The following is a 13,882-nucleotide window of genomic DNA, read 5'->3' as shown; positions in this document are numbered from 1 at the left end:
GGCGCGTTGCAGACGCGCTCTGTATCTGTTTTGTGTCGCTGGATAATACCAAAAAAGGCCGTTATAAAACCAATTTGAATTATCAGGCCAACAATTTATGCCTGGCTTCCCCCGTATTTAAGCCGCTCATACGGGCTACGGATTGATTTAGATAAAGTGGTCTGTGTGATTCAAACAACGTTATAAAAAAAAAGTTGCAACTGGTAGTGTTCTGGTATTGGATAGTAGTATATTGGCGTTGAATTGGTTTTGTAAGTGGTTGTGCCGAAGGGTCTGCAGCATGCCGGCGAGAGTGGGCGGGCTGGAAAGAAGACCTACGTTAAAAATGAAAAGGTTCCAATCCTGGAGCCTAAATCAAGGGGGAGTACATGAAACGCAATTTGACAGCTAGCGGTGTAACGCGCCTGACGCCTATCGCGGCAGCCGTGGGGTTGATGGTACTGGGTGCGAGTTTTACCGCCCAGGCGCAGGAAGCAGTGCAACCGGATTCAAGTGTCGTAGTGGTGACCGGCGTGCGCGCCGCAATGGCCCAGTCGCTCAATCAAAAGCGTAATTCCGACTCCCTGGTCGAAGTCGTCACGGCCGAAGACGTGGGCAAGATGCCGGACAAGAGCGTTGCCGACTCGCTGCAGCGTATTCCCGGCGTGTCCGTCGCCACGGCGGGCGGCTCCGAAGGCGGCTTTGGCGACAATGACCGCGTCAGCCTGAAAGGCACGCCATCGAACCTGACCTTGACCACCCTTAACGGTCACACCGTGTCGAGCGGCGACTGGTATATCTCGAATATCACGGGCGGCGGCCGCAGCGTCAGCTACTCCATGTTCCCGTCCGAGCTGATCGGCCGCGTGACTGTTCACAAGAGCTCGCAAGCTGACCTGATCGAAGGCGGCGCCGCCGGCAATGTCAATATCGAAACCCGCAAGCCCTTGAGCTTCAAGAAGAATCTGACCCTGATGGGTTCGATTGAAGGTGCTTACACGGAATCGGCCAAGAAAACCGATGTGCAAGTCAGCGGCTTGATCAACTGGAAAAACGAAGCCAACGACCTGGGTATCTTGCTGCAGGTGTTTGACGAGAAACGCACCTTGCGCCGCCAGGGCCAGGAATTCCTGTGGTGGGAAAAGCTTGACAACTCGAATGCCAAAGCCTGGATTGCCGCCAATCCTGCCATCGAGGGCAAGTACCTGTCCTTCCTCACGGGCTCGTCGCTGTTCGAGCAAAAGCGCGAGCGCAAGGGCGGCTCGCTGGATATCGAATACAAGGTGTCGAACGACCTGAGCTTCAACGTCAACGGCTTCTACACCCGCCTCGATGCGGACAACGTCAATACCAACTTCATGCTGGCGCCGTATCAAGTCCTGTCGAATAACTGGACCAACGTGGGTGGCGCCATCCCGTCGTCGTATACGCTCAAGGGCAATACGATCACGTCGATCGCCTTCCCGTCGAAGTGCCCGGTCGCCGACTGTTCGGCCATGGGCGCCTCGGTGCAGGACATCATTGCCCGTCCAGGTTCCTACAGCGATTCGAAATTTGTCGACTTTAACTTCAAGTATCGCGCCAACGCCAACCTGAAGTTTACGGGCCAGGTCGGTACCACGCGCGGCACGGGCCACGCCCGCGACTACGCGTATGAAGGCTGGCTGGCCTATTCGGGCAGCAGCCTGACCGTGCATGGCATCGATGCGCCGGCCAATATGGTCATCGACAATGCCGGGACCTTGAATCCGCGCACCGGCGCCCCATTTTTCACCGGTTGGGCAACGGACGTCACCACGCGTGACAAGGAAAACTATGGCCAGGTCGACGGTACCTACAGCACGGTGTGGGATGCCGTGCCGACCATCCGTTTTGGCGCGCGCACAGCCAAGCATGACCGTTCCCTGACCTGGCTCGAAGGCAGTTATCCAGCCGCCGCCGGCCTGCTGGAAAATGCGCCGAAAGGCTTGACGCGTTATCCGACCAGTCCCTTGTCCAACGTGCTGCAGAATCCCTGGACCTTCAGCGGTCCTTCGATGAAGGAGTGGGGCGAAAAGTACGCGACGTATAACAAGCATGCTTACCAGAGCGAATTCCAGATGACGGAAAAGGCCAATGCCGCCTACGTCATGGGTGACCTGAACTTTGCCGACGTGCAAGGTAACTTCGGTGTGCGTTATGTCAAGACCCAGATCGACGTGGCCAATGCATCGCCGAACGACGTGTGGAAGCCGACTCTCAGCTCGAATACCTACAATAACTTCCTGCCGAGCGTGAATCTGCGTACGGACCTGGCGAAGAATGTCGTGTTGCGCGGCGCGGCCAGCCGCACCATGGCGCGTCCTGACTTTGGCGCTCTGGGTGCCTTGAGCCTGAACGACTTGACGATGTCCGGTTCCGGCGGCAATCCGAACCTGAAGCCGATCATGTCGAACAACGTCGATGCGGGCGTGGAATGGTACTTCATGCCGAAGTCGCTGATCGCGGTGAACCTGTATCAGATGAAACTGGCTTCGTATGTCACCTACGGTTCGTCGGTGGCCCAGTTCTACAACGCGACTCTTGGCCGTGTAACGGACTACAACATGAGCGCCGCCATCAATACCAAGGCGCGCGTGCGTGGCGTGGAACTGCAGTACACCCAGGACCTGAGCAATGGTTTCGGCTTCAGCGCCAACTACACCTATGCCGACGGCAAGGAAACGCAAGCGGCGCCAAAATCGGCTTGCGCCGATGAAGGCAACTGCGACATGGTCGGCACATCGAAGAACTCGTACAATCTGTCGGGCTTCTTTGAAAACGCCAAGTGGAGCGCGCGTCTGAACTACAGCTTCCGTTCCGCCTTCCTGAATGGCTTGGATCGCAAGAGCGCCATTTACCAGGATGACGTCGGCACCGTTTCCGCTTCCATCAACTACAACATCAACGAGTTCCTGACCCTGTCGCTGGAAGGCAAGGACTTGAACGATCCGCTGTTGAAGTCGTATGCATCGACCAAAGACCAGCCGCGCGCGTTCTACAAGAACGGCCGCCAGGTATTCTTCGGCCTGCGTGGCAAGATGTAAGACGTTTTACTTGGTTAATGCCGCCCGGCGGACACCCGGGATGGCATGACAATGGCGGAGCGCAGCTGGCTCCGCCATTTTTTTATTGCAAGATGGTTTTTTTATATGGTGGGATACATCCGATGACATTACACGCAATGCTGGCTTGCTTCGCCTGCGCGCTGCCGTTGGCAGCCACCGCCGTCCCCGCAGCGCCTCCCCTGGCGCCGGAAGTGGTGGCCTATTATCCCGGCTGGAAATCGGCCGATTTTCCCGTTAACGCGCACAATATTCGCGCCGGCAATGTCAGCCTGATCCAGTACGCGTTCGCCGACATCTGCTGGGATGGCGAACATGGCAATCCCGCGCCCGATGGCGGCGGCGTGAGCGCCTGCCTGGATGCGGACGGCAAGCCGTCCCGGCCGGCCAATGGCAGCATCGTGCTGCCGGCACCGCAAGCCGATGCCGAGAATTTGCGCAAGCTCAATGCGCTCAAGCAAAGTCATTCGCGGCTGCGCGTCCTGCTGTCGGTGGGCGGCTGGATCTGGTCGAACCGCTTTTCGGACGTGGCCGCCACGCCGGCCGCGCGCCAGGCGTTTATCGCTTCCGCGCTGGACTTGGTGCGTCGGCATGGCCTCGATGGCGTCGATATCGACTGGGAACATCCGGCCACGGGGGGGATTCCCTGTATCGAAGGCAAGGTCTGCCACCGCGGCGACGACAAGGAAAACTATGTGCACCTGGCTGGCGAACTGCGCAGCGCCTTCGACCAGGCTGGCAAGCAGGCAGGCGGCCGCCATTACCTGATCACCATCGCCGCCGGCGCGCATGCCAGCCTGACCGACGACAGCGACGCCGCGCCTGGCTGGATCGTCCGCCTGGCGGCGCAGCTGGACTGGATCAACCTGATGACGTATGACTACCGCGGCGTGTGGGATGCCGAAAGCGGCCAGCTGGCGCCCCTGTATGCTGATCCGGCCGACCCGCAGCGCGACAAGCACCTGTATGCGGACGCCACCGTGACGCGCTTCCTGCGTGCTGGCGTGCCGGCTGCCAAGCTGGTGCTGGGCGTACCCTTCTACGGCTATGGCTGGAAGCAGTGCGCCGCCGGTCCCCGCGGCGATGGCCTGTACCAGCCTTGCCAGGGGGCGGCCAGCGGCAATGACGGTACGCCGACATTTACTTACCGGCACTTGCTCGAGCAGGGCTACCTGGCCGAGGGCAAGGGTGCGCGCGGCTTCCAGCGCCATTGGAATGCCGCGTCGCAAGTGCCGTATCTTTACAACCGCGACAGCGGCGTCTTCATCAGTTATGAAGATGCGCAATCGGTGGCCCATAAAGTGCGCTATATCCGCGACAAGGGCTTGCGCGGTGGCATGTTCTGGGAATTGAGCGGCGATGCGCAGCAGGTGCTGGGCACGGCCATGGTACGCATCCTGAAGGGGACGCAGCCATGAACCAGCGCTACCTCGCCCTCGACGTCCTGCGCGGCCTGACCGTGGCCGTGATGATCGTCGTCAATACGCCCGGCGACTGGGGCAGCGTGTACGCCCCGTTCCTGCATGCCGAATGGCATGGTTTTACCCTGACGGATCTGGTCTTTCCCAGCTTTTTGTTTGTCGTCGGCAATGCCTTGGCCTTTGCGCTGGGCAAGTATGAAAACCTGGGCCATGGCGCCGTGCTGGCCAAGCTGTGCAAGCGCAGCGCGCTGATCTTTTTACTGGGCTTCCTGCTGTACTGGTTCCCCTTCTTCAAGATCGACGACGCGGGCCAGTTCGCCTGGTCGCCCCTGTCGCACACGCGCATCCCCGGCGTGCTGCAGCGCATCGCCGTATGCTACCTGGCCGCCGCGCTGATCCTGCATTACTGGAAGACGCGGGGCGCGCTGGCCTTCAGCGCCTGCGCCTTGCTCGGCTACTGGGCCATCCTGGCATGCTTTGGCGACTACAGCTTGCACGGCAACGCGCCGGCCAAGCTGGATCTGATCCTGCTGGGCGACAGCCATTTGTACCACGGCGAAGGCATCGCCTTCGATCCGGAAGGCATCCTCGGCACCTTGCCGGCTATCGTCAACGTGATCGCCGGCTACCTGGCGGGCAGTTTCCTGCGCCAGACGCCGCCGGCGCGGCTGCGCGCCAGCTTGTATCAGCTGGCCGTGGCCGGCGCCATTTGCGTGGCGGTGGCTTTGTGTTGGAACGAGGTGTTTCCGATTAATAAGAAGCTGTGGACCAGCTCTTACGTGATGCTGGGCATCGGCCTGGACTTGCTGCTGCTGGCGCTGCTGATGTTCATCATTGATGTACGTCAAATGACGGGCTGGACCTACTTCTTTGAAGTCTTCGGCAAGAACACCCTGTTCATCTACCTGGTGTCGGAAGTGCTCGTGATTATCGCGTTTACCGTGCGCATCGGCAGCGGCAACCTGTACCAGTGGCTGTACCAGCAGTGGTTTACGGGCTGGGCGCCGGCGCGCGTGGGGTCCATGCTGTTTGCCGTCAGCTTCATGTTGCTGTGCTGGCTGATCGCCTACGGCATGGACAAGCGCAAGATCTATATCAAGGTCTAAAACTTCAGCTTCAGGCCGTAACGCGTGGCCAGGGCGGTGAACAGCAGCATCAGGGCGGTGACGGCGCCGGCATTCCACAGGCCGGCCGCGCCGCCCGTCTCCAGGTAGGGCCACCAGAAGCGCGGCAGGTGCAGCACGGCCGCCAGTTGCTGCCACAGGTCGGGCACGATGTAGGCGAACAGGGCATTGGTGCCGGCAGGCAACAGCACCACCGCCCAGGCGCGCCAGCGCCATACGTCGATGACGACATAAAACACGAGGAACAGGGCCAGGATGAGGGCGCTGCACACAAGCGTGTAGGATTCCGTCGCCGCGATCTTGTTGATGTGGTGATATGGCCGCAGCAGCAGGCCGGCCGCCAGCAGGCCCAGCGCAAACCACGCCATGAAACGTATCCTCTGGACATGGTTCAGGGCCGCGCCGCGCAGGAATAGCCGGCCCACCAGCGTACCGGCCAGCACATTGGCCGCCGTCGAACCCAGCACCTGCGGCACGTTGACGAAGGCGTTCACGCCTGCCGGCAGGAAATCCAGACTGCCCGCCATGCCGCCCATGTACAGCACGATCAGCAAGGCAAGCGTACCCATCAGCGCCGTGCCGCTGCCCTGGCACGCCAGGTACAGCAAGCTGCACAGCAGATAAGACCAGCCGATCATGCCGAGGATGCCCCACCATGACGGTTGCAGCCAGGTGCTGGAAAATTCCGCATTCAATTCGCCGCGGAACGTCGCCAGCAGGAACAGCATCAGGGCGCCGCCTGCGGCCAGCTCGAACCGGCCCGCGCCCTGGCGCCACAGCAGGATCATGGCCGCATAAAACAGCAAGAAATAGACGGCGTGCGGCAGCAGCGCCGCCTGCGCATCGTAGCGGTAGGCATTCGCCAGCACGACGCCGGCCAGCATCAGGCTGGCGGAGCGCCACAGCAGGCGTCCCAGCAAGGCTGGCGTGACGTGGCCGCAATGGCGCTGCAAGGCCAGCGGAATGGCCATGCCCACCATGAACAGAAATCCGGGAAAGACCAGGTCGGGCACGGTGATGCCGTCGGCGCGGGGACCCGCATGTTCGAGCCACCAGGCAATGCCGGGCATGCCGGCCAGGTAGTTGACCCAGATCATGGTGACGATCACGAAGCCGCGAAAGGCGTCCAGGCTGATCAGGCGTTCGGTGGCGGAGGCGGTGGCTGGCGGCATGGAAGGATGAAAGAAGGTCGAAAAAAAAGCAGCCCCGGCCTGAGCCGGGAACTGCCTTGCGTCTGCTTGAGGGCGCAGGAATTACTGTGCCGCTGCTGCCGGTGCCGCCGCTGCCGTGGCAGGACGGTTCAGCCACAGGATCCAGTAGCGGGCCAGGTCGCCCACGCCGTCGCCGCCCTTGACCGTTTCCAGGACCTTGATGGCGTCGTCTTTCTTGCCGGCCATGGCATAGGAGTAGCCGAGGCGCAGCTTGGCGTCTTCAGCACGTTTCAGGCCGCCCTTGGCGATGCCTTTCTGGATCAGGTCGATACCTTTGTCGAACTGGTCCATCGTCACGAAAGCGTAGCCGAGGTTGATCAAGCCCGTGCCATCCTTGCTCTTCATGGCCGACGCTTCGCCGCTGGCGATGTTTTTCGCATCGTCGGCGGCAGCCTTGTTGGCCTGGTCGCGCAGTTTCTTGTGCTTGGCAGCATTTGCGCCCGTGCCCAGCACGCCTTTGGCAAAGCCGGCGTCGAGGACTTTTTTCGCTTCCGTCGGGAAAGCGTTCTGCAAGGCGATTTCAGCCATGTCGCTGTAATCTTGCGGCGACATGGTGCCGACGGCCTTGAATTGCAGGCGCAGCACGTCCAGCGCGAAGCGGTCGGAGTAGCCTGCCTTGCCTTGCAGACGGCCCAGCAGGTCGGTCCAGTAGTCATCCGACGGGTAGTAGCGCACCAGGTTTTCCATGGCGATCAGGTAGGTGGCCGGATCCTTGCTTTTCGAACCCGTGTTGGCCAGCAATTGCAGTTCTTCGATGGTCGGCGTCTTGCCCGCTTGCTGCTTGGCCGTCACGTCGGCCAGCAGTTCCTGTTTGGCGCGCGCGAAATCATTGCTGAAGTAATACGCGCGGATGATGTAGGGGCGCACGCCAGCGATGTCACCTGTTTCCGTCTGGTAACGGGTGAACCATTTGATGGCGTTCGGATAATCCTTGGCGTTGTAGTGGTAGTTGGCCAGCGCCTGGATGAAGTCGCCCTGGGCTTTCTTGTCCAGCTTGCCCGATTCGATCACCGCTTCCAGCGCCGTCATGGCCATCGGTGCATTGTTGGTGGTCGACGCCAGCGCCACGCGCAGGCGGTTCAGTACGAACAATTCATAGGGCGTCAGGGCGGGAATGGCGGCAGTCTGGTCGATGCGGCTTTGCACGTCGGCGTAGTTTTTCGCATCCATCGAGGCTTTCACGGCGGCAGGATCGAGCAGCTTGAACACTTCAGGACGTACCGTGTCGGCGGGCACGGCGGCGGGCGCACCCGCAGCGGCGGCTGGCTTGGCATCCTGCGCGTGCGACAGGGATGGCAGGACATTCAGGCCGATTGCGGCCAGGAGCAGGCTAAGACGGGCAAGACGGAATTGGGACATGGGTTATCCTTCAATCAATAACAAAAATACGCACCTGCACTGGCAGCCGCAACATCGTGCAGTGGCATTGCCAGAGGGGCAAGGAAGCTCGAAAAAACACATTTCTGCCGTTCTGCCTGCATAAGTCAAACAGAAGCGGCATGATACGAAGCGGCTATTGTCACATAAACGGCTGAGCGGGTGCGGCAAACGTGCGCGCCAGGGCTTGCCCTGCGGCATCGAACAGCAGGCAGCGCTGCGCCGGCAGATGCAGGCGCATGGCGTCGCCCGCCTGGCGCAAGCCTTCCTCGGCCGGCAGCTTGACGGCCAGCATCTCGGTCACGCCCGGCATGCTGGCGTAAACGATGGCTACGTCGCCCAGGTATTCGACATGGCTGACGGCCGCGTCGATGACGTTCTCGCCTGCAGCGTCCCCGTCCTGCAGGACGACGTGCTCGGCGCGCACGCCCAGGGTCAGCTGGTCGCCCGGCGCCACGCTCCCGCCCTGCGCTTCGACGTCGATCACGGCGCCGCCGGGCAGGCGCACGGCCACCGAACCGGGGCCGCTGGCGACGGCTGCGCAAGCGATGAAGTTCATCTTCGGCGCGCCGAGGAAGCCGGCCACGAACAGGTTGCCGGGATTGTTATACAGCGCGTGCGGACTGCCCACCTGTTCGATGCGCCCGCCGTTGAAGACGACGATGCGTTCGCCCAGGGTCATCGCCTCGACCTGGTCGTGCGTGACGTAGATCATGGTCGTCTTCAATTCCTGGTGCAGGCGCGAGATTTCCACGCGCATCTGCACGCGCAGCGAGGCGTCGAGGTTCGACAGCGGTTCGTCGAACAGGAATACCTGCGGCTTGCGCACGATGGCGCGGCCGATGGCGACGCGCTGGCGCTGGCCGCCCGACAGGTCCTTCGGCTTGCGTTTCAACAGTGGCGTGATCTGCAGGATCTCGGCCGCGCGCTCGACGGCGGCGCGCACCTCGGCCTTCTTGTGCCCCGCCAGCGAGAGGGCGAAGGCCATGTTTTCGAATACCGTCATGTGCGGGTACAGGGCGTAGCTCTGGAAAACCATGGCAAGGCCCCGCTCGGCCGGCGCGATATCGTTGGCCAGCTTGCCGCCGATATGCAGCTCGCCGTCCGTGATGTCTTCCAGCCCCGCGATCATGCGCAGCAGGGTTGATTTACCGCAACCGGACGGCCCCACGAAGACGACGAATTCGCCGTCGCGGATATCGAGGTCGATGCCGTGGATGACCGGGTGCTTGTCGTCGTACAGCTTGACGATGTTCTTTAACGCGATATGTGCCATGAAGTGGTTCTATCCTAGCTGGCGCTGGCTGGCGCGGACGTGGCGCCCGTGTCAGTCTGGCCGGAGGCATCCTTCGGTCCGATGCGCATGAAGCGCGACAGGATCAATACGGGCACGGCCGACACCAGCACCCACAGGAAAAAAGTCTTGTAGCCGAGAGCCGTCTGGATGTCGCCGCTGATCATCTTGAACAGCACGAAGCCCAGCTGCATCACGCCGGTGGCGAACGCATAGTGGGCCGTCTGGTACTTGCCGACGGAGACCACCTGCATCATGAACAGGATCAGGCCGACGAAGCCGAAGCCATAGCCGAACATCTCCACGCTGAGCGCGGCCGTGATCAGGGTCAAATCGGTGGGCATGCTGTGGCTCAGGTAATAAAACACCAGGTTCGGCAAATTCATGGCCAGGATCAGGAAGAACATGGCGCGCTTCAGGCCCAGCCACGAGGTGAAGTAGCCGCCGCCGATGCTGCCCAGCAGGAATGCGACGGTGCCGGCCGTGCCGTACACGGCGCCCACTTCCGTCGTCGACAGGCCCAGTCCCCCCAGTTCGCGCGCTTCGCGCAGGAACAGCGGGCCGATGGTCTGCACTTGCGCCTCGCCCGCGCGGAACAGGATGATGAAGGCGATCATGCCCCAGATGCCGGGTTTTTTCAGGAAGTCCACCAGCACGTCCCACAGGGTGCGGCTGATGCCGGCCACGCTCTTGTCGGCCACGGCCGCGTTGCGCACCTGCGGCAGCGCCCACAGGTGGTACGCGGCCAGCGACAGCATCATGGCGCCGATGATCAGGAAGATCACCGACCATGCGGGCTTGATGCCGATTTTTTTCTCCAGGTAGCCGGCCAGGATCACCAGGCCGCCCAGCGAGATGAATTTGCCCGCGTTGAAGAAGGCGCCTTGCCAGCCCGCGTAAGCCGCCTGCTGCTTGTCCGACAGGCTGGCGATATACAGGCCGTCGCAGACGATGTCGTGCGTGGACGAGGCCAGCGCGGCGACGAACAGCACGGCGATACAGGCGGCAAACCACAGCGGCGTTTGCAGGGCCAGCGCGATCAGGCCCAGGCTCAGGCCACCGGCGAACTGGAACAGCACCACCATGGTCTTCTTGCTCGACGCCAGTTCCAGGAAGGGACTCCACAGCGATTTGAAGACCCAGGCAAAGCCGATCAGGCCCGTCCAGCGGGCGATCTGGTCGTTCGGCACGCCCATGCTCTTGAACATCAGGCCGGCCACCAGGGCCACGGCGTAGAACGGCAGGCCCTGGGCGAAGTACAAGGTCGGCACCCAGGAAATCGGGCTGCGTTTGCCAATGTTGGTGCGCTTGTCGTGCATGGAGGCTTCCTTATCGAGAGACGTTTTCATTTGACTGCGCCGTCCATGCCGCGCATGAAGAAGCGTTGGGTAAACAGGAAGGCGAGCAGGGTCGGCACGATGGTGATCAGGGTGCCGGCCGCGATCACGCGCGTGCTGCTGCCGAAGGTGCCGCGCAAGTACAGCACGCCCACCGACAGGGGGAATTCATCGGGTTTGCTCATGACGATCGACGGCCAGATGTATTCATTCCACGATTCGACGGCCGTCAGGATGCCGACGGTAGCCAGCCACGGCGTGATCAAAGGCAGCATGATGCGGCTGAAGATCACCCATTCGGAGGCGCCATCGACCCTGGCCGCGTCGATCAGGTCTTGCGGCACTTCCTCGAACGCCTGCTTGAGCAGCAGGATGGCCACGGCCGTCACCACGTTGGGCAGGATCACGCCCGTGTAGGTGTCGACCAGGCTCATTTGCGTGATGGTGATGAAGTTGACGAGGAAATTCACTTCCGACGGCAGCACCAGCGTGGCGAGAATCAGGCCGAATACCAGTTTGCGGCCGCGGAATTTCAGGCGCGCCAGCGGATACGCGGCCAGTGAGCACAGCAGCAGTTTCCAGAACACGGTGAACACGGCGATCAGCACGGAGTTCCTGAAGAACGACCAGATCGGGATCGCATTGAACACTTCGATGAAGTTGTCGAAGGACGGCGCCTTCGGCCAGAACGTGGGCGGGAAGGCGAAGATATTGCCCTCCGTGGAAATGGCCGTCACCAGGGTCCACCAGAAGGGGAAGACGCAGACGACGGCGATCGCGCACAGCACGGCATAGTGGCCCAGTATTTGCAGGCGGGTTTTCAGGGGGCGGGAACGTTTTTGCATGGTCATTCCCGATCAACGGTGCTTGGGTTTGAGGTAGCGCAGGCACAGCAGGGCGATGCCGATGCAAAATAGGGACACGACGAAGCTGGCAGCCAGCGCGCGCGGCAGTTTCAAGTGCTTGAGGCCCTGGTCGTACGCGTAGTACAGCGCCGTGAAGGTGGAATTCATCGGGCCGCCCTGGGTCAGCACGTCGACTTCCTGGTACGCCTTCAGGGCCGCCAGCACGGACAGGATGGAGCACAGCATGATGGTGGGGCGCAGCATGGGCACGGTGATCTTCCAGAAGCGCTGCCAGCGGTTGGCGCCGTCGAGCATGGCCGCTTCCTGCATGTCCGACGGAATCGATTGCAGCGCCGCCAGGTACATCACCATGTACCAGCCCAGGCCGCGCCACAGGGTGACGAACATGACGGCAAACAGGGCCAGGCTGTCGTTCGACAGCCAGCCCACGGGCGCGTTCACCAGTTTTAACGTCATCATCACGTAGTTCAGCGCGCCCTGCTCGTGGAACATGAAGCCCCACATGATGCCGACCACGGACACGGTCGTCACCACGGGCACGTAGAAGGCGGCGCGGAACAGACGGATGCCGGGCAGGCGGTTGTTCACCAAGACCGCCAGGGTGATGGCGCCCACCTGCACGAAGGGCACCATCAGCAGGAACATCAGTGAATTCTTCAGGCCCGAGACGAACATCTCGTTATTGAAGATGTAGCGGAAGTTATCCAGGCCGACGAAGCGCGTCTCGCGTATCAGGCTGTAGTCGGTGAAGGCCAGCACGGAGCCGTAGCCGACGGGCCAGAAGGAAAAGGCGGCCAGCAGCAGCAGGGCGGGGGTCAGGAACAGCCAGGCTTGCAGAGTGTGGCGGTGGGAGAATGTCATGGTGTCCTCAGTGGCGCGGCAGGGTGGCCAGCTTGCGGTTCCAGATGGCGACGGCCTGGTCCAGCGCCTGCTTCACATCCTGCTTGCCCGTCACACCTGCCTCGACGGCTTTCACCAGCGAGCGGCGCAGCTCGTCGTAGTCGTCGATGCCGGCCACGTACAGGGTGCGCGAGTGGCCCATCGACAGGGCGCCGGCGGCGACCGCCTTTTCGGCCGCGCCCGCGTTGGTCGGCGTGGCGAGGAAAAACGGATCGGCCGCCGCTTTCACCGTGGTGGGGAAGACGCTGGCCTGGCGCGCGAACGCCAGCTGGTTCTCGTCGTTCGTCAGGAAGCGCGCGAACTTGCCGACCGATGGCAACTGGCGCGCCGGCACGCCTTTCGGAATGGCGAAGTGCACCAGCCAGCCGCCGTCGGCGATGCCGGTGGGGCCCAGCGGCGCGGGCGCCACGTCGGTGATGGCGTAGATGTCTTTCGCGTCGCCGCGGATGCGCTGCATGGCCGTCGGCGGCGCCAGCAGCATGCCCAGGCGGCCGCCCTTGTAGGCGTCGATCACGGCGGGGAAGTTATCTTCGGCGAACAGGCTTTCCTTCAGCAGGCCGCCCACCTTGTAGGTGTCGGCCAGCTTCTGCACCAGCGCCACGTGCTGCGGCGAATTGAAGACGGCCCGGTTGTCGGTGATCACGGCCAGACCCTGCTGCATGAACAGGCCATCGATTTTCGACAGGGCAGGGGCGATGCCGGCCTTGCCCGTGCGTTGCGCGATCTGGCGCGCGAACGCCAGCTGTTCATCGAGGCTGGCGGGGCCGCGCGCGAGGCCCGCCTGCTTGAAAATGGCGGTATTGAAGGCGATCACCGCGACATTGCTGTACATGGGAAAACCGTAGGTGCCGCCCTTGAAGCGCAAGTCCGCCAGGGCGCTGGGAATGTAGCTGGCGCGCGCCTCTGCGATCAGGCCATCGACGGGCGTGAGCAAGCCGTCGCGCGCGAATTCGTCGGCCCAGGGCACGTTCAGGCTGACCAGCGCGGGCGGCGTGCCGGCCACGATGCGCGTGACCAGCTTGGTCTGGATGACGTCCCACGGGAAGTCGATCCATTCGATCTTGACGCCGGGATTCTGCGCCTCATAGCGCGCCACCACCGCATTGAAATACGGCGTGAACTTGGGCTTCATGCTGAAGGTCCAGAATTCGATTTTCTCGGCAGCCCATGCCTGCGGCGCGAGCAGGCCCGCGCAGGCAACAACCGCCAACAGTCTCTTGATCGTCATTTTTATCCTGGAGCGCGAGGCTCCAATGTCCATGAGTCCGCGGCGCGGGTACATGCCCTTGC

Annotated in this window: 10 protein-coding genes; 3 read left to right on the top strand and 7 right to left on the bottom strand. The window is 62.1% G+C overall.

Features of this window, described 5'->3' with window-relative positions:
- Positions 1-368 precede the first annotated feature (368 nt).
- The 3 genes from OX459_RS19630 to OX459_RS19620 all read left to right on the top strand — a co-directional run bounded on the left by OX459_RS19630 (position 369) and on the right by OX459_RS19620 (position 5,589).
- Positions 369-3,044: a TonB-dependent receptor gene (locus OX459_RS19630; RefSeq protein WP_289906260.1), complete on the top strand. Its 2,676-nt coding sequence runs from the start codon at positions 369-371 to the stop codon at positions 3,042-3,044.
- 122 nt (positions 3,045-3,166) lie between these two features.
- Positions 3,167-4,480 (top strand): glycoside hydrolase family 18 protein, encoded by a 1,314-nt coding sequence (locus OX459_RS19625; RefSeq protein WP_289906259.1) that lies wholly within the window; start codon positions 3,167-3,169, stop codon positions 4,478-4,480.
- Positions 4,477-5,589: a heparan-alpha-glucosaminide N-acetyltransferase domain-containing protein gene (locus OX459_RS19620; RefSeq protein ID WP_289906258.1), complete on the top strand. Its 1,113-nt coding sequence runs from the start codon at positions 4,477-4,479 to the stop codon at positions 5,587-5,589. The genes OX459_RS19625 and OX459_RS19620 overlap by 4 nt, the downstream gene beginning before the upstream one ends.
- On the opposite strand, the gene OX459_RS19615 is transcribed toward OX459_RS19620, so the two are convergent.
- From OX459_RS19615 to OX459_RS19585, 7 genes are all read right to left on the bottom strand, one after another.
- Positions 5,586-6,779 (bottom strand): DUF5009 domain-containing protein, encoded by a 1,194-nt coding sequence (locus OX459_RS19615; protein WP_289906257.1) that lies wholly within the window; start codon positions 6,777-6,779, stop codon positions 5,586-5,588. The genes OX459_RS19620 and OX459_RS19615 overlap by 4 nt on opposite strands.
- An 81-nt stretch (positions 6,780-6,860) precedes the next feature.
- The gene (locus tag OX459_RS19610; RefSeq protein ID WP_289906256.1) at positions 6,861-8,177 is read right to left on the bottom strand and encodes a hypothetical protein; all 1,317 of its coding nucleotides are present in this window, start codon (positions 8,175-8,177) and stop codon (positions 6,861-6,863) included.
- Between the two features lie 160 nt (positions 8,178-8,337).
- Positions 8,338-9,471, bottom strand: a complete 1,134-nt coding sequence (gene ugpC / locus OX459_RS19605) for a sn-glycerol-3-phosphate ABC transporter ATP-binding protein UgpC (RefSeq protein ID WP_289906255.1) — start codon at positions 9,469-9,471, stop codon at positions 8,338-8,340.
- Positions 9,472-9,485: 14 nt separating this feature from the next.
- Complete coding sequence (locus OX459_RS19600; RefSeq protein WP_077400590.1) at positions 9,486-10,808, bottom strand: MFS transporter; 1,323 nt, start codon at positions 10,806-10,808, stop codon at positions 9,486-9,488.
- Positions 10,809-10,834: 26 nt separating this feature from the next.
- Positions 10,835-11,671 carry a carbohydrate ABC transporter permease gene (locus OX459_RS19595; RefSeq protein WP_289899941.1) on the bottom strand — a complete coding sequence of 279 codons (837 nt, stop codon included), beginning with the start codon at positions 11,669-11,671 and terminating at the stop codon, positions 10,835-10,837.
- A 12-nt stretch (positions 11,672-11,683) separates the two neighbouring features.
- Positions 11,684-12,553, bottom strand: a complete 870-nt coding sequence (locus OX459_RS19590; protein ID WP_289906254.1) for a sugar ABC transporter permease — start codon at positions 12,551-12,553, stop codon at positions 11,684-11,686.
- A gap of 7 nt (positions 12,554-12,560) precedes the next feature.
- Positions 12,561-13,820 (bottom strand): extracellular solute-binding protein, encoded by a 1,260-nt coding sequence (locus OX459_RS19585; RefSeq protein WP_289899943.1) that lies wholly within the window; start codon positions 13,818-13,820, stop codon positions 12,561-12,563.
- Between the last annotated feature and the right edge of the window lie 62 nt (positions 13,821-13,882).

The sequence above is a fragment of the Janthinobacterium sp. SUN026 genome (assembly GCF_030397625.1).
Lineage (GTDB): Bacteria > Pseudomonadota > Gammaproteobacteria > Burkholderiales > Burkholderiaceae_D > Janthinobacterium > Janthinobacterium kumbetense.
This window is presented reverse-complemented; position numbering and strand designations above follow the sequence as displayed.

Excerpts from the sequence above, each read along its gene's own strand:
- OX459_RS19630 (WP_289906260.1), top strand. The coding sequence starts at position 369 with ATGAAACGCAATTTGACAGCTAGCGGTGTAACGCGCCTGACGCCTATC.
- OX459_RS19610 (WP_289906256.1), bottom strand. The coding sequence starts at position 8,177 with ATGTCCCAATTCCGTCTTGCCCGTCTTAGCCTGCTCCTGGCCGCAATC.
- OX459_RS19585 (WP_289899943.1), bottom strand. The coding sequence starts at position 13,820 with ATGACGATCAAGAGACTGTTGGCGGTTGTTGCCTGCGCGGGCCTGCTC.
- OX459_RS19615 (WP_289906257.1), bottom strand. The coding sequence starts at position 6,779 with ATGCCGCCAGCCACCGCCTCCGCCACCGAACGCCTGATCAGCCTGGAC.
- OX459_RS19590 (WP_289906254.1), bottom strand. The coding sequence starts at position 12,553 with ATGACATTCTCCCACCGCCACACTCTGCAAGCCTGGCTGTTCCTGACC.
- OX459_RS19600 (WP_077400590.1), bottom strand. The coding sequence starts at position 10,808 with ATGCACGACAAGCGCACCAACATTGGCAAACGCAGCCCGATTTCCTGG.
- OX459_RS19625 (WP_289906259.1), top strand. The coding sequence starts at position 3,167 with ATGACATTACACGCAATGCTGGCTTGCTTCGCCTGCGCGCTGCCGTTG.
- OX459_RS19620 (WP_289906258.1), top strand. The coding sequence starts at position 4,477 with ATGAACCAGCGCTACCTCGCCCTCGACGTCCTGCGCGGCCTGACCGTG.
- OX459_RS19595 (WP_289899941.1), bottom strand. The coding sequence starts at position 11,671 with ATGCAAAAACGTTCCCGCCCCCTGAAAACCCGCCTGCAAATACTGGGC.
- ugpC (WP_289906255.1), bottom strand. The coding sequence starts at position 9,471 with ATGGCACATATCGCGTTAAAGAACATCGTCAAGCTGTACGACGACAAG.